At 61.6% G+C, this 17,739-nt stretch carries 16 protein-coding genes; 7 read left to right on the plus strand and 9 right to left on the minus strand.

Features of this window, described 5'->3' with window-relative positions; all coding sequences use genetic code 11:
• Position 1: 1 nt before the first annotated feature.
• From ACIQUG_RS20715 to ACIQUG_RS20745, 7 genes are all read right to left on the minus strand, one after another.
• Positions 2-1,015 carry an Ldh family oxidoreductase gene (locus tag ACIQUG_RS20715; RefSeq protein WP_402323782.1) on the minus strand — a complete coding sequence of 338 codons (1,014 nt, stop codon included), beginning with the start codon at positions 1,013-1,015 and terminating at the stop codon, positions 2-4.
• Position 1,016: 1 nt separating this feature from the next.
• Entirely contained in the window at positions 1,017-3,002 is a 1,986-nt protein-coding gene (locus tag ACIQUG_RS20720; protein ID WP_402323783.1) for an FAD-dependent oxidoreductase, read from the minus strand.
• 112 nt (positions 3,003-3,114) lie between these two features.
• Positions 3,115-4,194: a glycine betaine/L-proline ABC transporter ATP-binding protein gene (locus ACIQUG_RS20725; protein WP_402323784.1), complete on the minus strand. Its 1,080-nt coding sequence runs from the start codon at positions 4,192-4,194 to the stop codon at positions 3,115-3,117.
• Complete coding sequence (locus ACIQUG_RS20730; protein ID WP_402323785.1) at positions 4,187-5,074, minus strand: ABC transporter permease; 888 nt, start codon at positions 5,072-5,074, stop codon at positions 4,187-4,189. Before ACIQUG_RS20730 ends, ACIQUG_RS20725 begins: the two co-directional genes overlap by 8 nt.
• 100 nt (positions 5,075-5,174) lie before the next feature.
• Positions 5,175-6,176 carry an ABC transporter substrate-binding protein gene (locus ACIQUG_RS20735; RefSeq protein WP_402323786.1) on the minus strand — a complete coding sequence of 334 codons (1,002 nt, stop codon included), beginning with the start codon at positions 6,174-6,176 and terminating at the stop codon, positions 5,175-5,177.
• Between the two features lie 64 nt (positions 6,177-6,240).
• Positions 6,241-7,041 (minus strand): pyrroline-5-carboxylate reductase family protein, encoded by an 801-nt coding sequence (locus ACIQUG_RS20740; RefSeq protein WP_402323788.1) that lies wholly within the window; start codon positions 7,039-7,041, stop codon positions 6,241-6,243.
• Between the two features lie 7 nt (positions 7,042-7,048).
• A complete protein-coding gene (locus tag ACIQUG_RS20745) occupies positions 7,049-7,678 on the minus strand; it encodes a TetR/AcrR family transcriptional regulator (protein WP_402323790.1) in 630 nt (209 codons plus the stop codon).
• Between the two features lie 147 nt (positions 7,679-7,825).
• On the opposite strand from ACIQUG_RS20745, the gene ACIQUG_RS20750 reads away from it, so the two are divergent.
• From ACIQUG_RS20750 to gfa, 6 genes are all read left to right on the plus strand, one after another.
• Positions 7,826-9,862, plus strand: coding sequence for an FAD-dependent oxidoreductase (locus ACIQUG_RS20750; protein ID WP_402323791.1), 2,037 nt, complete (start codon positions 7,826-7,828; stop codon positions 9,860-9,862).
• Positions 9,863-9,864: 2 nt separating this feature from the next.
• A complete protein-coding gene (locus ACIQUG_RS20755; protein ID WP_402323792.1) occupies positions 9,865-10,470 on the plus strand; it encodes a dimethylsulfonioproprionate lyase family protein in 606 nt (201 codons plus the stop codon).
• A gap of 38 nt (positions 10,471-10,508) precedes the next feature.
• On the plus strand, positions 10,509-11,273 hold the full coding sequence (locus tag ACIQUG_RS20760; protein ID WP_402323793.1) for an electron transfer flavoprotein subunit beta/FixA family protein: 765 nt from the start codon (positions 10,509-10,511) through the stop codon (positions 11,271-11,273).
• 23 nt (positions 11,274-11,296) lie between these two features.
• Positions 11,297-12,226 carry an electron transfer flavoprotein subunit alpha/FixB family protein gene (locus tag ACIQUG_RS20765; protein WP_402323794.1) on the plus strand — a complete coding sequence of 310 codons (930 nt, stop codon included), beginning with the start codon at positions 11,297-11,299 and terminating at the stop codon, positions 12,224-12,226.
• A gap of 89 nt (positions 12,227-12,315) precedes the next feature.
• Positions 12,316-13,443 (plus strand): S-(hydroxymethyl)glutathione dehydrogenase/class III alcohol dehydrogenase, encoded by a 1,128-nt coding sequence (locus ACIQUG_RS20770; RefSeq protein ID WP_402323796.1) that lies wholly within the window; start codon positions 12,316-12,318, stop codon positions 13,441-13,443.
• Positions 13,444-13,557: 114 nt separating this feature from the next.
• Entirely contained in the window at positions 13,558-14,130 is a 573-nt protein-coding gene (gene gfa / locus ACIQUG_RS20775; RefSeq protein WP_402323797.1) for an S-(hydroxymethyl)glutathione synthase, read from the plus strand.
• Positions 14,131-14,179: 49 nt separating this feature from the next.
• Here the strand turns inward: gfa and ACIQUG_RS20780 are convergent, their stop codons facing one another.
• Entirely contained in the window at positions 14,180-15,265 is a 1,086-nt protein-coding gene (locus tag ACIQUG_RS20780) for an FAD-binding oxidoreductase (protein WP_402323799.1), read from the minus strand.
• Complete coding sequence (locus tag ACIQUG_RS20785) at positions 15,255-16,508, minus strand: SRPBCC family protein (RefSeq protein WP_402323800.1); 1,254 nt, start codon at positions 16,506-16,508, stop codon at positions 15,255-15,257. Before ACIQUG_RS20785 ends, ACIQUG_RS20780 begins: the two co-directional genes overlap by 11 nt.
• A gap of 121 nt (positions 16,509-16,629) precedes the next feature.
• Between ACIQUG_RS20785 and ACIQUG_RS20790 the strand changes: the two genes are divergently transcribed.
• Positions 16,630-17,532, plus strand: a complete 903-nt coding sequence (locus ACIQUG_RS20790; protein WP_402323801.1) for a LysR substrate-binding domain-containing protein — start codon at positions 16,630-16,632, stop codon at positions 17,530-17,532.
• Positions 17,533-17,739: the final 207 nt, after the last annotated feature.

The following is a 17,739-nucleotide window of genomic DNA, read 5'->3' on the forward strand; positions in this document are numbered from 1 at the left end:
GCTACGCCGGTCTGTCAGGCCAGTTGGACGCAAAACGATCAATGGCGTCGAAGACAGCGCGGGACATGCACAACGATTGCTCCATCGAGCCAGCCGGCCTGCCGGTGACGCCTGGGACGTGCACGCCGAGTTCTTCCAGCCGCCGGACCTGGTTGTGGGCGCGGGCGACGTGATCGCTGCCCTCCTCACCCGGCATCATCGCGATCACCGTCAGGCCGACGGCCGGGGATGCATCACCCGACCGGAAGCTCGGCGTATCGAGCGACCACGATCCGCCCGAGAGGCCGGCCGACAGCATTTCGATGACCAGCGCGACGTTCGCACCCTTGCGGCCACCGAACGGGAGAAGAGCGCCTATAAGCGCCTTTTCCGGATCCTGCGTATCTGCGCCTTCTGCGTCGACCGCCCATCCTTCGGGGATTGGTCGCCCCTCGGCTGCAGCAGCGACAATGTTGACGTAGGCAGTCGCACTCGACGATTGGTCAACGATGAGCGGCGGCGCGTTGTCGCCGAGCGGAAATCCGAAGGCGATGGGGTTTGTGCTGTAGACAGGAGGCCCTCCCGCCTTCGCAACGACCATGGCATTGGCGTTGGTCGCCGCAAGACTGCTCAAGCCTTCCAGCGCAAGCCGGCGCACGTAGTAGCCGAGTTCACCCGTCGTGTAGCTGTTCTTCTGAGTAAAGAGCGCAATCCCGAAGGTGCGGGCGGCATCGACGAAGTCGCGAAAGGCAAGGTCGAAACCGAGTTGCGCGATGCCCCGGTCGGCATCACAGGCAAGATAAGCGGGGAAGGGGCGAGTGGCGACCGGCATGGGAGCGCAATTGATGCGCCCCTCGCCAAAACTGTTCAGATAATCGACGAGGTGCGGAAACCCGACAGCACTCGGGCCGAAGCGGGCGGCCGACACTGTTGCGTCCACGAGCGATCGGGCGCTCGCCGGATTGGCGCCGGCACCAAGGCAGGCTCTCAGCGCCAGATCTCGTGCGTCACTCTCGCTGAGTTCGATCTCTTGCATGTCAGATCTCCAGTCCCGCCTTGCGGCCCTCGTAGAATGCATAGGGCGCCTGTCGTGGCGCGGCGCAGTCGCCGATCTGGCGCGCAGCGATATCGCGTTCGGTGAGCCCGGGCATCAGCCAGTCGGCCGGGGAATTCGTGGTGGCCGTGACAAGGGCGTCTGCCTCGATGAACCGGCGCTCTCCGGTCGTGTGTTCGACGATCGTCGCGCCGTTGCCATGCCACTCGGTGACGCTCGCCTCGACGATCCATTCGATGCCGAGTTTCCTCAGCGCCTGCCGCATGGGAACGTCGGCCGCCGTTCTCTGGAGCTCCTTGCCGACGAACGGATCGGGCGTCAGGATCGTCACCTGGTGGCCTTCCTCAGCAAGCTTCCAAGCGGTGCCGCAACCGCGCCAGCCGCCACCTTCATCCAAGAGCAGCACGCGTTTGCCCGGTCTCGCCTGGCGCGCCATGACCGCTTCGACCGTGAAGACATTGCCCTTCTCCAGGCCTGGCATCGTCTCGACTGTCGGCAGCGCCTTCTGGAAGCCAGTCTCCGGGGAATAGGAGCCGGTGGCAACGACGACGCGGTCAAATTCGGCAACGTCGATGTCCTCGGCCTCGACGTAGGAGTTCAGGCGAACCTCGACGCCGAGTTTGTCGAGTTGCCGCTCATACCAGGCGATGAGATCGAGGATCTGTGCCCTTCGCGGCTGCATGCCCGCCAAAAGGAAATTGCCCCCGAGACGGTTCGATGCTTCTGCGAGCACGACCTTATGCCCGCGTTCTGCTGCCGCCCGCGCCGCCTCGAGACCGGCGGGTCCGCCACCGACGACCAGCAGCCGTTTCGGATCGCCGGTCTTTACAAACCGGTCGCCGTTCCATTCGGTTTCGCGCCCGACCGAGGGGTTGATCAGACAGCTGATCCAGTAGTCCCGCGACCGGCGTCCCCAGCACATCTGATTGCACGAAATGCAGCCGCGAATGTCATCCGGGCGATCGTCGCCCGCCTTGGTCGCCAGATGGGGATCGGCGATCTGGCCGCGCACGATCGAAACGAGGTCGGCTGATCCTTCGCCGAGCACCGTCTCGGCATTTTCTGGGGTGCGGATGTGGCTTTCGGCGATCACCACAGCATTCCTGACGACACCCTTCAGGACGGATGCGAGGTCGGCGCCCAGTTTCTCGGGATAGAGGAACGTCGGCATCAGCTTGTAGAAATCGAGATAGCCGCCCGAGCCACAGGTGACATAGTCGATGAGGCCAAGCTCGTCGTGCAGACGGATGATTTCGGCAAGTTCGTCGCGTTGAAGCGCGACCTTCACGTCCGGTTCGTCGCTGACGGCAAGGCCGACGATGAAGTCTGGACCGCAGACCTGCCTGATCCGCGTCAGGATCTCCCGCGACATCCGTGTACGATTTTCGAGCGAACCGCCCCATTGGTCGTCGCGCCGATTGCACCAGGGGGTCCAGAACTGGTCGACCATGCCAAGATAGGCCGCCCACACTTCGACGCCGTCGAAGCCGGCGTCCCGACATCGCCGCGCTGCGTCGACGAAGCCGTCGATCGTCTCAAGGATTTCGGCCTCGGTCATCGGATGTGAGCCGTCGCTGTCGTGATAGCTTGGCCCGCCAGAAGGCGACCAGTGCGGATGGAAGGAGTTGTCGGAGTCCCCATGGGCGCCGACATGGTAGAGCTGCTGTATGGCAACGGCCCCATGCTTCTTGATCGCCTCGACCACCTTCTTGAAGTGGGGGATGACGCTGTCGTCGGAATGGCGGAAATTGCCACGGGTCAGAACCGCGGCAGCATGCACAGGCATCGGTTCGACGACAATCATCGCGGCGCCGCCGATCGCGCGTTCCCGGTAATAGGCAGCATGGCGTTCCGTCGGCAGGCCTTCGACGGCCATGTTCGCCGTGTGGGCGCCGAAGACGATTCTGTTCTTCAGCCTATGCGACCGCAGCTTGAGCGGAGAGAACAGCCGGGGAAACTTCTTGGACATGGCGCAACTCCGGTGGGGGCAGAGGATCGGGTTGGGAAGGGGGCTCATCGTTCCTTCCGGGCGGCGAACACACCGCCCGGAGGCAAGGCAATTGGACTGTCGGTTTGGCGCATCACGCGGCGGTGGCCGCAATCGCCATCGTCCGATCGTTGGTCTCATGCGCATTGACCATGGCGCTTGCGAGCTGGCGGAAGGTGACCGTGCCGAGAGGTTTGCCTGCGGGATCAACGACGGTGACATCGCCTTCGGGTGCTGACGCAAGCGCACGCACCGCCTCTTCGACCGTGAGATCGGCTGCAATCGTCTGCCCGCTGCCGGCAGCCGTCGTACCGAGCGGCGCCATGATCGCCCCGACATGCACGACGCGGCCCCGGTTCACCTCCTTGACGAAGTTGGCAACGTATTCGTCGGCTGGCCTCAGCACGATATCCTGGCTCGAACCCTGCTGGATGACCTCGCCGTCGCGAAGGATGGCGATCTGATCACCCAGTCGAAGGGCCTCGTCGAGATCATGGGTGATGAAGACGATCGTCTTCTTGATCTCCTTTTGCAGGTCCAACAGCACCGTCTGCATGTCGGTGCGGATAAGCGGATCGAGCGCCGAATAGGCTTCATCCATCAGGAGAACCGGTGCGTCATTGGCAAGCGCCCGGGCAAGGCCGACGCGCTGCTGCATGCCGCCCGACAACTGGTTGGGGTACTTCTTCTCGAAACCCTTGAGCCCGACCCGCTCCAACCATCGCATCGCGGTGTCGATGCTCTGCGCACGCGCGACACCCTGGATTTCGAGCCCGAAGATCGTGTTGTCGAGCACGCTTCGATGCGGAAGCAGCGCGAACTTCTGGAACACCATGGCTGTCTGGTGGCGGCGGAATTCGCGCAACTCCGCCTCTGGCATCTTCACCACGTCGACGCCGTCGACGAGCACTTCGCCGGCAGTCGGATCGATCAGCCGGTTGATGTGGCGGATGAGCGTCGACTTGCCCGAGCCGGAAAGCCCCATGATGACCTGGATGGAGCCGGATGGCATTTCTATGTTGATGTCGCGGAGGCCGAGCACATGCCCGTAGCGTTCGTTGAGTTCGGCCTTGGTCAGACCGTTCTTCACCGCCTCGACATGCGACTGCGCATTCGGCCCGAAGATCTTGTAGAGATGGCGGATCGCAATGCCGCCGAAAGCGTGGTCAGCCATGGACGACCTCCCGGTGCTTCTGCAGCCGTTCGCCATAGGCCTGGCTGACCCGGTCGAACATGATGGCAATGCCGACGATGGCGAGACCGTTGAAGATCCCGAGCGTGAAATACTGGTTGGCGATTGCCTTCAGCACCGGCTGGCCAAGCCCCTGAACGCCGATCATCGAGGCGATGACGACCATGGCGAGCGCCATCATGATCGTCTGGTTGATGCCGGCCATGATGGTCGGAAGCGCCAGCGGGAGCTGTACCTTGAAGAGCTTCTGCCTGTTGTCGGCGCCAAACGCATCGGCGGCTTCCAGAACATCCTTGTCCACCAGGCGAATGCCGAGATTGGTAAGCCGGATCATCGGCGGGATGGCGTAGATGACGACGGCGATCAGGCCCGGAACCTTGCCGATGCCGAGCAGCATCACGACGGGGATCAGGTAGACGAAGCTCGGCATGGTCTGCATCACGTCGAGCACGGGATTGACGACCCGTTGAACCCTGTCGGAGCGTGCCATCAGTATGCCGATCGGCAGTCCGATGGCGATCGACAGAACGGTGCAGACAAAGATCATCGAGATTGTCCGCATCGTGTCGTCCCACATGCCGAAGTAGCCGATCAGCAACAGCGTCACGAGACAGCCGGCGGCGATTCGAATGTTTCTGGTCGCTGCCCAGGCGATGGCGAGGATCAACAGTGTGATGATTGGCCAGGGCGTCTTGGTCATGAACCGTTCGGCGGCGATCAGAAACGTCTGCAGCGGCGCAAAGAAGCCCTCGATCAGATCGCCGTAGCTGCGGGTGAAACCGCGAAAAGTCTCGTCGATGACCTTCTTCAGGTCTCGAAGCGCGTTGTCGTTCATGTGCGGAAATTGAAAAAACCAGTCCATTCGGTTCCCCTTCTCGAAAGAGCCGATCCGTTCTTCTTGTTATGTCGGCAGGAACGGTGCGGTGGCTGAAGCGCACCGCACCGGCTTTTGGCAGTGCTGGTTAGAGCGCGGCCTCGATCTTTGTGGCTGCCTCAGGCGAAACCCACTTTTTCCAGATGTCCGGGTTTTCTTCGAGGAAGTGCTTGGCGCCTTCTTCGCCGCTCGCCTGGTTGTCGGTCATCCAGGCCATCAGCTTGGCGATCGTCTCGTTGCTCCAGGAGCGTTTGTTGAGGTAGTCCATGACCTCAGGGCCTGCCTTTTCGGAGAAGGGCTTGGCGACCAGCGTCACGATCGTGTCGACCGGCCATGCGCTCGGTTTCGGGTCGGTGCATTCGGCAACCGTCACGCAGCGCTTCCACTCGGCCGCGTCATAGGGCACGCCCGCTTCGAGCTGCACCATCTCGTATTTGCCCAGCAGGGCGGTCGGCGCCCAGTAGTAGCCGACCCAGCCTTCCTTGCGTTCGTAGGCCTTGGCAATCGAGCCATCGAGACCCGCTGCGGAGCCGGTATCGACGAGAGTCCAGCCGGCTTTTTCAGCCTCGAAGGCCTTGTAGAGCTGTGCGGTCACGACCGTGCCACCCCAGCCCTGCGGTCCGTTGAAGATCGCGCCCTTGCTCGGGTCCTCAGGATCCTTGATGAGATCGGGGTGCTTCAGCAAGTCGGGAATTGTCTTGATGTCCGGATGGGCGTCGGCAAAATATTTCGGGATCCACCAGCCCTGGACGCCGCCGTCGGGAAGCGGGGAGCCGACCTTCACGATGCGGCCTTCCTCGGTTCCCTTCTTGACCACGTCTGGGAGCAGATCGATCCAGGCCTCGGGCGCGATATCGGGTTCGCCTTTTTCCGCCATCGAGGTGATGGTCGGCACGGTGTCGCCGATAGTGATTTCGGCACTGCAGCCGTAGCCTTCATTGAGGATGATCTTGTCGAGATTGGAAATCACCTCCGCACTTTGCCAGTTCATGCTGGCAATGGTGAGGCTGCCACACTCGGCCGCGTTGGCGAGTGATGATCCGGCGATGGTCCCAAGGAAGAGGCATGTCGATGCAAGCAAGCTTTTCATTATCGTTCCCTCTTTGGCGGCTTTTTCTCCGAGACGGGGCGCCGCGTACCCCGTCCCTACGACGCTAGGAGGCTTCTCCCATGCGAACCGATTTCCTGAACGCCGCCGAAAGCCCACGCGAAACGGCGGCATCAAAGCCAGCCGCGCGCATTTCCTCGATCGCGGCCGCCGTGGTGCCGCGATAGTCGAGGAAGGTCTGGACAATGTCGGTCGGACAGTCGTCACGCTGTTCCAGCATCCGGCCGGCGCCCACGACGAGGGCGTTGACGGCGCGCTTGGCGATCTCGGGCTCCAGTCCGCGTGAGGTGGCGTCTGCCATCATCGCTGCAGCGAGCAGCGCCGGAAAGGCTGGGCCCGATCCGGTGAGGCCGGTCAGATAATCAATCTGGGCCTCCGAGCGCACTTCATCCTGAGAACCGCAAGCGTCGAAGATCGCCTTCACGACCGCGCGATCACCGTGCTGCAGCCCAGCACTGGCGATCCAAGGGGTATACGACTTGCGAACTTCAGCCGCTGCGTTGGGCAAGGTTCGGGCCACGCGGTCGGTACGGTGGCGTTCGCTGAGAGCAGTCAGGCGAATGCCTGCCATCACGGAGATGAGCAGCTTGCCTTCGGCATCGACGCTGAGGTCTTGCCAGTCGGCCGGGCGGACGGAGAGAACGATAACGTCCGAACGGTCGGCAAGTGCCTGGTTGTTTGTTGTCCAGAAGGCGTGATTGAAACGGTCGGGACGGTCGCTCCGATAGGACAGCGACAGGTCTTGAGGCTTGACGATGCCGGCCTCGAGGATGGCTTCGGCGATTGCTCCCCCCAGCCATCCGGCGGCGCCAATCACCCCAACCCTCAATGGTCCGCCCGTTCCCATGCTTCGCCTATTCCGGTTTGTAGCCATGCCGGGCGAAGAAGCGGTCGAGCTCCCTCTGCTGCGGCGTTTGTCCGGTGTAGATCGCGATGTATTCCGGGATGCGCTTCATGCGCAGCGCGAGGTCCTCTCGGGACTGCATCGAGATGTATCCGATCTGGACCAGGTAAGTCGTCCGTGCGCGAACATCCGCCGGTCCCGCTTCGTAGCCGAACCGCATGAACATGCGGCCGAGCGCCTCCATTCTTGCCCGATCGGCTTCGTGTACTTCCGCCTGTATCTCGGGGGATTGCAGCGCCCAGCTGCGAACCGCGAACTCGAACTGGGAATCGAACAGTTCCTTGTTCACCCAGCAGTCGAAGACGTTCAGCATCGCCTCGGCCAAGGACTCCGCATAGGCCTCGGATTGCTTGACGAGGTTGCCCGTATTCTTCTCCCGCCAGCGCGCTACGAGGGCACTCAACAGTTCCTCCCGGTCCTTGAAGAACCAATAGAAGCTGGTCCGGGAAAGATTGAGCCGCTTGGCCAGCGGCAGGATCTTCACCGAGTCCACGCCCGATTCGAGCAGGGAGTCGTAGGCGGCTTCGAGCCACCCCTCCTGAGAACCGCGCCAGCCACTGTCCGTTATCGCTTGTTCCATGATTGCCTCCTAACAAATCCAATCGGCCGTTTCAAGCAAAATGTACATGTATGTCGATTTACCAAACTATGGTGTTTTTGATTGTTGACACATATGTACATTTCCGCTTACCGTTGTGATAAATCCCCATAGACCGGAGCCCGTCGCATGTCGAACGATCCCCTGCTTCAGCCGTTTCAGTTGAAGCATTTGACCCTGCGCAACCGCATCATCGTCACCTCCCATGAGCCGGCCTACCCGGAGGACGGTATGCCGAAGGACCGCTACCGCGCCTATACGGTCGAGCGGGCAAAGGGCGGCGTGGCGCTGACGATGACGGCCGGCTCTGCCGCCGTCTCCAAGGACAGCCCTCCGGTGTTCAACAACCTGCTCGCCTACAAGGACGAGATCGTGCCGTGGATCCGGCAGATGACCGACGCCGTGCATGACGAAGGCGCTGCGATCATGATCCAGCTCACGCATCTCGGCAGGCGTACCCGTTGGGACAAGGGCGACTGGCTCCCGGTCGTTGCGCCCTCCCACCATCGCGAGGCAGCGCACCGCGCCTTTCCCAAGAAGCTCGAAGACTGGGACATCGAGCGTATCATCAAGGATTTTGCGGACGCCGCCGAACGCATGAAGGCGGGCGGCATGGATGGTGTCGAGCTGGAAGCCTACGGGCATCTGATCGACCAGTTCACCTCGCCACTGACCAACGAGCTTGACGGACCCTATGGAGGTTCGCTCGACAATCGCCTTCGCTTCTGTTTCGACGTCTTCAAGGCGATGCGCGAAAGGGTCGGCAACGACTTTATCCTCGGCGTTCGCTATACGGCAGACGAATGTCTTCCCGGCGGGACCGGAAAGGCCGAAGGCCTGGAGATCTCCCGCCGTCTCAAGGAAAGCGGTCTCATCGATTACCTGAACGTCATCCGCGGTCATATCGATACGGATCCGGGCCTGACCGACGTCATCCCGATCCAGGGGATGGCAAGCGCGCCGCATCTGGATTTTGCCGGCGACGTGCGCGCGGCAACCAAGTTTCCGACTTTCCATGCCGCGAAGATCCAGGACGTGGCGACCGCCCGTCACGCGATCGCTGCCGGCAAGGTGGACATGATCGGCATGACCCGCGCGCACATGACCGACCCCCATATCGTGCGCAAGATCATGGAAAAGCGCGAGGATGATATCCGCCCCTGCGTCGGCGCCAACTACTGTCTCGACCGGATCTATCAAGGGGGCCTGGCCTTCTGCATCCACAATGCGGCGACCGGCCGCGAAGAAACAATGCCGCATCGCATCCCGAAGGCTGCCGTTCGCAAGAAGGTGGTGATCGTGGGGGCTGGCCCTGCTGGCCTTGAAGCCGCTCGCGTGTCTGCGGAGCGGGGACATGAGGTCGTGGTTTTGGAGGCGGCGAACAATCCGGGCGGCCAGATCCGCTTGACAGCACAGAGCGAGCGCCGGCGGGAGATGATCAGCATCATCGACTGGCGCATGAGCCAGTGCGAAAAGCTCGGCGTCTCCTTCCGGTTCAACACCTGGGCGGAGGCTGACACTGTACTTGCCGAAGCGCCCGACGTGGTCATCGTCGCTACGGGCGGACTGCCGCACACGGAGGTTCTTTCGAAGGGTAACGAGCTTGTCGTTTCCTCCTGGGATATCATCTCAGGCGACGTGAAGCCGGGCACGAATGTCCTCGTCTTCGACGACGCCGGCGACCATGCTGGCCTCCAGGCTGCCGAGTTCCTCGCCAAAGCCGGCGCCAAGGTCGAGATCATGACCCCGGACCGGTCTTTCGCGCCGGAAGTCATGGCGATGAACCTCGTTCCCTACATGCGTTCGCTGCAAAAACTCGATGTGAAATTTACTGTCACCTACCGGCTGGAAGCAGCGGAGAAGAGCGGCAATCAGATCGTCGCCCATGTCGGCAGCGACTATGGCGGCATCGCCAAGCAACAGACCTTCGACCAGATCGTCGTGAACCACGGCACCATTCCGCTCGACGACCTCTACTTCGAACTGAAGCCCGGATCGAGGAACCTCGGCGAAGTCTCCTACGACGAGCTCATTGTCGGCAGCCCGCAATCGGTTGAACGCAATCCGCAAGGCGCCTACCAGCTCTTCCGGATCGGCGACGCGGTCGCGGCCCGAAACACGCATGCGGCGATCTACGACGCGCTGCGTCTGGCCAAGGACCTTTGACGATGGTGCGACGCGAAGCTCTGCAAGGCTTTCTCGATGCGGCTTTCGTCGCGTTCGACCAATTCGCCCAGGATTTGAGAGCACGCCGGTCAATCATGCAGATGTTTGCCCAGCTTGAAACGACGCAACCGCAACGCTTAGACATGGGCAAGCGTCTTCCCGTTTGTAACCACTACCTGGATCAGATGCTGGCTACGTGCACCGGGCGAGCATCACTCGACGTGCTGATCGAACGCTTCAAGGCGCTTGAGCCTGAGCTCGAATGGAATTGGCGCTCGGTCTATGATCACACGGCGAGCGAGAATTTCCTGGCCGGTCATGGCAATGCGATGATCGTTGGTCCGGGCGGCCTGGAGGATCGAAGAGATCTTTGGCTCGGCGCGACGCTGATGGCGCCGAACGTGCGCTACCCTGACCACGACCACGCGCCCGAAGAAACCTATCTCGTCCTGTCGGAAGGAGAGTTTCAACACGGTGATTCCGAATGGTTTACGCCGGGGGTAGGCGGATCGTTCTACAATCCTCCCGGCATCAGGCACGCCATGCGTTCGCGCGAAAGGCCACTATTCGCCTTCTGGGCGCTGTTGCCGGATCGACCAAGACACTGACGAAAAAGCGCTCAACCGAGCGTGGGAGAAATGTTGCCATGAAAATACTTGTGACGGTGAAGCGGGTCGTTGACTACAACGTCAAGATCCGCGTGAAGGCAGACGGTTCGGGCGTCGAACTTGCGAACGTGAAGATGTCGATGAACCCCTTCGACGAAATCTCGGTCGAAGAAGCGCTGCGGCTGAAGGAAGCCGGCAAGGCCGAGGAAGTCGTCGTCGTATCCGTCGGTCCGGCCAAGGCCGAAGAGACGCTGCGCACAGCACTTGCCATGGGCGCCGACCGCGCCATCCTGGTTGAGACCGAAGACCAGGTCGAGCCGCTCGCGGTTGCCAAGATCGTCAAGGGTGTGGCCGAGGCCGAACAGCCGGGCCTGATCATCGTCGGCAAGCAGGCGATCGATGATGACAGCAACCAGACCGGCCAGATGCTGTCGGCTCTCTTGGGCTGGGCACAGGGCACCTTTGCCTCCAAGGTCGAGATCGGCGACGGCAAGGCGCCAGAGGGCACAGCAAGGGTGACGCGCGAAGTCGACGGCGGTCTGCAGACCATCGACATCAAGCTGCCGGCGGTCGTCACCACCGACCTGCGCCTGAACGAGCCGCGCTACGCCTCGCTGCCGAACATCATGAAGGCGAAGAAGAAGCCGCTCGACAAGAAGTCGCCGGCCGACTTCGGCGTCGACACGTCAGCCCGCCTCAAGGTGCTGAAGACCGAGGAGCCGTCGGGCCGCAAGGCTGGCATCAAGGTCAAGTCGGTCGCCGAGCTCGTCGAAAAGCTCAAGACCGAAGCCGGCGTACTTTAAGTTCAGGAAAGGGAGACATCATCATGGCCATTCTTCTTCTGGCTGATCACGACAGCAACCACCTTTCCGACCAGACCGCCAAGGCGCTGAGCGCTGCCTCCAAGATCGGCGGCGACGTGCACATTCTCGTTGCCGGCGCCGGCGCCAAGGCTGCGGCCGAACAGGCCTCCAAGCTTGCGGGCGTTTCGAAGGTTCTCGTCGCCGACGACGCCTCGCTGGCCAACAACCTCGCCGAGCCGCTGGCAGCATTGATCGTCTCGCTCGCCGGCAACTACGACACGATCGTTGCAGCCGCGACCTCGGTCGGCAAGAACGTCATGCCGCGCGTCGCAGCGCTGCTCGACGTCAGCCAGGTCTCCGAAATCATCGAAGTTGTCTCTTCCGACACTTATCTGCGCCCGATCTATGCCGGCAACGCCATCCAGACCGTGCAGACGACGGAAGCCAAGCGCGTCATCACCGTGCGCACCGCCTCCTTCGCTTCCGCCGCTGAAGGCGGTTCGGCTGCGATCGAAAGCGTTTCGGCTGCCGCCAACCCCGGCGTTTCCTCCTTCGTCGCCGACGCCCTGTCGTCGTCCGACCGTCCGGAGCTCACCTCTGCCAAGATCATCATCTCCGGCGGCCGTGCGCTCGGCTCGTCCGAGAAGTTCCAGGAAGTGATCCTGCCGGTTGCCGACAAGCTCGGCGCTGCCGTCGGCGCTTCGCGCGCTGCCGTCGACGCCGGTTACGCGCCGAACGACTGGCAGGTCGGCCAGACCGGCAAGGTCGTCGCGCCCGATCTCTACATCGCCTGCGGCATTTCCGGTGCCATCCAGCACCTCGCCGGCATGAAGGACAGCAAGGTCATCGTCGCGATCAACAAGGACGAAGAGGCGCCGATCTTCCAGGTCGCCGACTACGGCCTGGTTGCCGACCTGTTCGATGCTCTGCCGGAGTTGCAGAAGGCGTCGTGAGCGTTCAAGGCCATCCAATTTGATAGCTGGCTGGTCGATCCGCGGCCGGCCACTTCCGCCATTAAGCCACCAAAAGAGGGAATTCGACGATGGATGTACGCGCCGCCGTTGCCGTTCAGGCAGGCAAGCCGCTTGAGGTCATGACGGTTCAGCTCGAAGGCCCGCGGGCCGGCGAAGTCCTGATCGAGGTAAAGGCCACAGGCATCTGCCACACCGACGATTTCACGCTGTCGGGTGCGGACCCGGAAGGCCTGTTCCCGGCGATCCTCGGCCATGAGGGTGCTGGCATCGTCGTCGACGTCGGCCCGGGTGTTACCTCGGTGAAGAACGGCGACCATGTCATTCCGCTTTATACGCCAGAGTGCCGCTCCTGCCCGTCGTGTCTGTCGCGCAAGACCAATCTGTGCACCGCGATCCGCTCGACGCAAGGGCAAGGCCTGATGCCGGACGGCACCTCGCGCTTCTCGATCGGCAAGGACAAGATCCACCACTACATGGGCTGCTCGACCTTCGCCAACTACACGGTTCTGCCGGAGATCGCGGTTGCCAAGGTCAACCCGGACGCGCCGTTCGACAAGATCTGCTACATCGGCTGCGGCGTGACGACCGGCATCGGCGCGGTCATCAACACCGCACAGGTGGAAATGGGCGCGACCGCGATCGTCTTCGGTCTCGGCGGCATCGGCCTCAACGTCATCCAGGGCCTGCGTCTTGCCGGCGCCGACATGATCATCGGCGTCGACCTCAACAACGACAAGAAGGCCTGGGGCGAGCGCTTCGGTATGACGCATTTCGTCAACCCGAAGGAAGTCGGCGACGACATCGTTCCCTACCTCGTCAACATGACCAAGCGCGGCGCCGACCAGATCGGTGGCGCCGACTACACCTTCGACTGCACCGGCAATACCAAGGTGATGCGCCAGGCGCTCGAAGCCTCGCATCGCGGCTGGGGCAAGTCGGTCGTCATCGGCGTTGCCGGCGCCGGCCAGGAGATCTCCACCCGTCCGTTCCAGCTGGTTACCGGCCGCACCTGGATGGGCACGGCGTTTGGTGGCGCGCGCGGGCGCACCGATGTGCCGAAGATCGTCGACTGGTACATGGAGGGCAAGATCCAGATCGATCCGATGATCACCCACACCATGCCGCTCGAAGACATCAACAAGGGCTTCGAACTGATGCATTCGGGCGAGAGCATCCGCTCGGTGGTGCTATATTGAGTGCGGGTTGAGGACTGTTTCCAGACTGAAAGCGCATTTTCGCGCCGCCGCGCTCCTGCGGGCGGCGCCAACGGGCGCCGGGCGTCGTGCACCGGCCACAAGGAGGAGAAGCCCATGCCAAGCATAGCGATCCATCCATCCATCGACGGCGGGTTCAAGGCGACGGACGCCGCCTTTTCCGGCGGCACGATCGTCTGCAACTGCGCGAGCAATCCCGTGCAGGTCCGCGTCAAGGGTGACATCGCCCACAACCACGCCTGTGGCTGCACCAAGTGCTGGAAACCCGATGGCGCCGTGTTCTCGGTCGTCGCCGTCGCGCCGACGGCCAATGTCGAGGTGCTCGAAAACGGCGACAAGCTCGCCGTTGTGGATCCGGCAGCGCTGATCCAGCGCCATGCCTGCAAGGAGTGTGGCGTGCACATGTACGGCCCGGTCGAACGCGATCATGCGTTCAAAGGCCTTTCCTTCCTGCATCCCGAACGGTTCCAGGAAAGCGGCTGGGCGAAGCCCGGCTTTGCCGCCTTCGTCTCCTCGATCATCGAGAGCGGCTACGATCCAGCGAAAATGGACGGCGTGCGCGGTCGGCTGCGCGAGCTGGGACTTGAACCCTATGATTGCCTCAACCCGGTCCTGATGGATGTGATCGCCACATGGGCTGCCAAGAAGAGCGGCGCGCTCCCGGCATGACATATCCCGGCCCAGCGATGGCTGGGTCGGGATCACTCAACCGGCGTGCCTAGCGGTCGATGACGAGATCGCTCAGCGGCTTCGAACAGCAGGGCAGGAAAAGCCCGGCATCGATTTCGCGTTGCCTGATGCCGCCATTGTGGTTCATCTCGACCGAGCCGGAAACGAGCTTGGACTTGCACGTGCCGCATACGCCGTTCGAACAGGATGAGGGAAGCTTCACGCCTGCCTTCTTCGCGCAGGAAAGCACGGTCTGCTCGCCCGCTATCTCGAGCTTGCGAGCCTGCTTGGAGAACTCCACCTGGAATGTTCGGGTGGCAGGCTCATCGACAACGGCAACATCAGCGTCGTCGATCGCGGCCGCATCAAAGCTCTCCTCGATGTAGTTCGCCGGGGTGACGCCCAATTCGCCAGTGATCGCGCGCGCCGCCGCCATGAAAGGCGCCGGACCGCAACACATCACGACGCGCTCGGCAATATCCGGCACCGCAAGTTTCATGTAGGCCGGCGATATACGTCCGGTCAGTCCGGGCCAATTGGCCTCGCCGGATACGAGTTCCGGCAGAAACTGAAGCCGCAGGCCTTTCACCCTGTTGGCGAGTGTCGCGAGTTCTTCGCGAAAGATGAGGTCCTTCGGGGTTCGCGCCGCATGCATGAAGACGACGTCGGCAGGTTCGCACGTGTCGGCGAGCTCGCGAACCATCGCCATGACAGGCGTGATGCCTGACCCTGCGGACAGAAGCAGATACTTCCTGGCGTTCGGGCGCGTAAACTGGCCGAGAGGGCCGTTCGCCTTGATCCTGGCATTGATCGCCATGTTGTCGTGGAACCAGTTTGAAATCTTGCCGCCGGCCACACGCTTGACCGTCACCGAAAACGCATTGCTGCGCTTCGGTGACGACGAGATGCTGTAGCAACGGCTTTCCGGTTCGCCGTCGACATCAAGGTCGAACAGGAAGTATTGGCCGGCCTCGAAGGCAAAACGCTTGCCCTGCGTGGACGCAAAGGTGAATGTCTTTACGTCATGCGTTTCCTGATGCACGTCGATGCAGACCAGATCTTCATCCGTGTCGCGCTTCCACAGGTCCACAAGCTCAAGGCGTTCTGCCGGGGAAAAAGTGGTCTTAGTATCCATGGGCGCGCATCCGGTCGATGTACCACGACGCAAACTTGTCGAGGTTGGTTTCGGAGAACGGTGAGTAAGGGCCTGGCACATAGGCCGGATCCTCGACGCCGGCATGGGAACGGGCGACGAGTTCGGCGTCCTGCTCGGTCGTGGCGATCCAGACGTTGGTCAGCTTTTCGAGATCGTAGTCGACGCCTTCGACCGCATCCTTATGCACGAGCCATTTCGTGCGTACGAGCGTCTTGCCGGCCGAAAGCGGTATGACGATCGCAACGACCGCATGGTCGCCCATGAAGTGGTTCCAGCCGTTATGGCCCCAGAGATGCATGTCACCGAGGTCCTTGCGTGACATGGTGCCAAGCAACTTTGCCGAGGCCGCGGTTGCATCGGGGGTCTGGCTTTCACCCGCGCCAGAAATGATCAGCCGCTGAGTTCGAAAATTGGTGGTGCAGTCCACCAATTGCTCGACAGCGGATGACGGGTAGCCATCGGCCTCCCACAACCTGGTGCGCTCCTCATAAAGAGAAAAATGCTCCTCTGCCTGCGCGCGATCTTCCGGGCTCAATGCCTCCGGGTCAAAGCCGAAATCGAGATCGACGAAGGAGACGCAGAGTTCGGGGTGGTTGGCGGAGCAGTGGTAGCATTCCCGGTTGTTCTCGATCGTGAGCTTCCAGTTGCCGTCTTCGATGAGATCGGATTCATAGGCCACCTTGGCATTGCCGATGTCGTAGGGAGCAAGACGTTCGGCCATCACGTCGACGAGGCGGTCGATGTCTTCGGGCGGGTTTTCCGAAAGACAGACATAGATGAGACCGCCGACCGACTTGAAGGTGACGGGCTTGAGGCTGCGGCACTCCTTGTCGAAGCCCTTGCCCATGTGGGGCGCGTAACTCAACTCGCCCGTCAGTTCATAGGTCCAGGTGTGATAGGGACAGACGAGTTTCGAAACGATCGTCTTGCCCGGATCCAGCAGACGGGAACCGCGGTGACGGCAAACGTTGTGCATGACGCGGATCTCGCCGTCGTCGTCACGAAGGAGAATGAGGCTCGTCTTGCCGATGTCGACAACCGTTGCATCCCCGGGTTCTGGCACGTCGCATTCAAGGCCGATACAGATCCAGTGCCGGCGGAAAAAGACTTCTAGGTCCGCCTCGAAGACATCCTCTCGCGTATAGAGATCCGCCGGAAGCGAATGTCCTTCCGCTCTTGCATCGAGTAGCGACGATATGGGAGAAGAAAATGTCTGCAGCATAATTCCACCTTATGTGCCAATCGAGAGGTCGATGGGTTCCAAAGGTAGGATCGCTCAGGTGTCGCAGGCGCTCAACGGCATAAATATGCACGCGTGACATTACCAGATGTAATGGAAAAAGATGGCAAACCTGAGAAAGAAATTGCCGCCGCTGACCGCCTTGACCGCCTTTGAGGCGGCGGCGCGTCTGTCCAGCTTCACACGGGCTGCAATGGAGCTCGGCGTGACCCAGGCAGCGATCAGTCGGCAAATTCATGTGCTGGAAGACGATTTCGGTTTCCCCTTGTTTCGACGGCTGCACCGCAAGATCGAACTGACGGAAAAGGGCAGGCTGCTTTCCGCGGCAGCCGGTGATGCGTTCAACCTGATTGCCGACACCGTCGCCGATCTTCGGTCGGAAGGGGCAGACGACGAGCTGGCGATTTCTGCGACCATCTCCTTCTCGCATTTCTGGCTGCTCCCAAGGATCGCCGCATTTTCGCGTGCGCACCCCGAAATCAAGCTTCGCATCATCACGCAGGATACTCGGACGAGCATCGAGGCGAGCGATGTGGATCTGGCGATCCGTTACGGGACAGGCACCTGGGCGGACGGCCAGGCGGAGTTTCTGTTCGAGGACGAGGTCTTCCCGATCTGTAGCATGGATTATTTGCAGGCAGCCACTCCAATCCGGACGCCGCAAGACCTCGTCGGTCATCCGCTGATCTCAAGCGATATAGACGACCCGACTTGGACGGGCTGGGACGAATGGCTCGCGGCCTTCTCAGTCAAGACGGCCAAGAAGGGCCGTGGCTTGCGATGCAGCTTCTACACCGAGGCGATCTACGCCGCCATGAACGGACAGGGCATAGCGCTTGGCTGGAGCCGTTTGGTCTCCGATCTCATTCAGCAATCGCGGCTGGTACGGCTGACGGACGCGTCGATCCAAACGAGAGCAGCATACTTCGTCGTAACCCCGGCGAGAAAGCCGAAGAAAGAAAGCTCGCGAGCGTTTATTGAGTGGCTCAAAGCGACCGCAGCTTAGTCAGCAAGAGGGTCTTTTCGCAGGATGGATTGAGCGCTCCTGTCTGCGGACAGCATTATCTTTCTGGCCCAACGAATCGCTTCGATGTACCCCATCGCGCGACTTGCTCTTCAGATCAAAAAATGGAAGCAGGTGGCGAATGCTGCCGCCAATCGATTTCAAGCCGACGGCTCTGACCATTGAGCTAAAAGTTTCTGGCGACAGCAA

The sequence above is a fragment of the Ensifer sp. NPDC090286 genome, assembly GCF_044769565.1.
In the GTDB taxonomy this organism is placed as follows: Bacteria; Pseudomonadota; Alphaproteobacteria; order Rhizobiales; family Rhizobiaceae; genus Ensifer.

Bases quoted from the DNA above. Each gene is read 5' to 3' on its own strand.
- ACIQUG_RS20770 (WP_402323796.1), top strand. From the start codon at position 12,316: ATGGATGTACGCGCCGCCGTTGCCGTTCAGGCAGGCAAGCCGCTTGAG.
- ACIQUG_RS20745 (WP_402323790.1), bottom strand. From the start codon at position 7,678: ATGGAACAAGCGATAACGGACAGTGGCTGGCGCGGTTCTCAGGAGGGG.
- ACIQUG_RS20790 (WP_402323801.1), top strand. From the start codon at position 16,630: ATGGCAAACCTGAGAAAGAAATTGCCGCCGCTGACCGCCTTGACCGCC.
- ACIQUG_RS20780 (WP_402323799.1), bottom strand. From the start codon at position 15,265: ATGGATACTAAGACCACTTTTTCCCCGGCAGAACGCCTTGAGCTTGTG.
- ACIQUG_RS20720 (WP_402323783.1), bottom strand. From the start codon at position 3,002: ATGTCCAAGAAGTTTCCCCGGCTGTTCTCTCCGCTCAAGCTGCGGTCG.
- ACIQUG_RS20735 (WP_402323786.1), bottom strand. From the start codon at position 6,176: ATGAAAAGCTTGCTTGCATCGACATGCCTCTTCCTTGGGACCATCGCC.
- ACIQUG_RS20760 (WP_402323793.1), top strand. From the start codon at position 10,509: ATGAAAATACTTGTGACGGTGAAGCGGGTCGTTGACTACAACGTCAAG.
- ACIQUG_RS20740 (WP_402323788.1), bottom strand. From the start codon at position 7,041: ATGGGAACGGGCGGACCATTGAGGGTTGGGGTGATTGGCGCCGCCGGA.
- ACIQUG_RS20730 (WP_402323785.1), bottom strand. From the start codon at position 5,074: ATGGACTGGTTTTTTCAATTTCCGCACATGAACGACAACGCGCTTCGA.
- gfa (WP_402323797.1), top strand. From the start codon at position 13,558: ATGCCAAGCATAGCGATCCATCCATCCATCGACGGCGGGTTCAAGGCG.
- ACIQUG_RS20765 (WP_402323794.1), top strand. From the start codon at position 11,297: ATGGCCATTCTTCTTCTGGCTGATCACGACAGCAACCACCTTTCCGAC.
- ACIQUG_RS20785 (WP_402323800.1), bottom strand. From the start codon at position 16,508: ATGCTGCAGACATTTTCTTCTCCCATATCGTCGCTACTCGATGCAAGA.
- ACIQUG_RS20725 (WP_402323784.1), bottom strand. From the start codon at position 4,194: ATGGCTGACCACGCTTTCGGCGGCATTGCGATCCGCCATCTCTACAAG.
- ACIQUG_RS20715 (WP_402323782.1), bottom strand. From the start codon at position 1,015: ATGCAAGAGATCGAACTCAGCGAGAGTGACGCACGAGATCTGGCGCTG.
- ACIQUG_RS20750 (WP_402323791.1), top strand. From the start codon at position 7,826: ATGTCGAACGATCCCCTGCTTCAGCCGTTTCAGTTGAAGCATTTGACC.
- ACIQUG_RS20755 (WP_402323792.1), top strand. From the start codon at position 9,865: ATGGTGCGACGCGAAGCTCTGCAAGGCTTTCTCGATGCGGCTTTCGTC.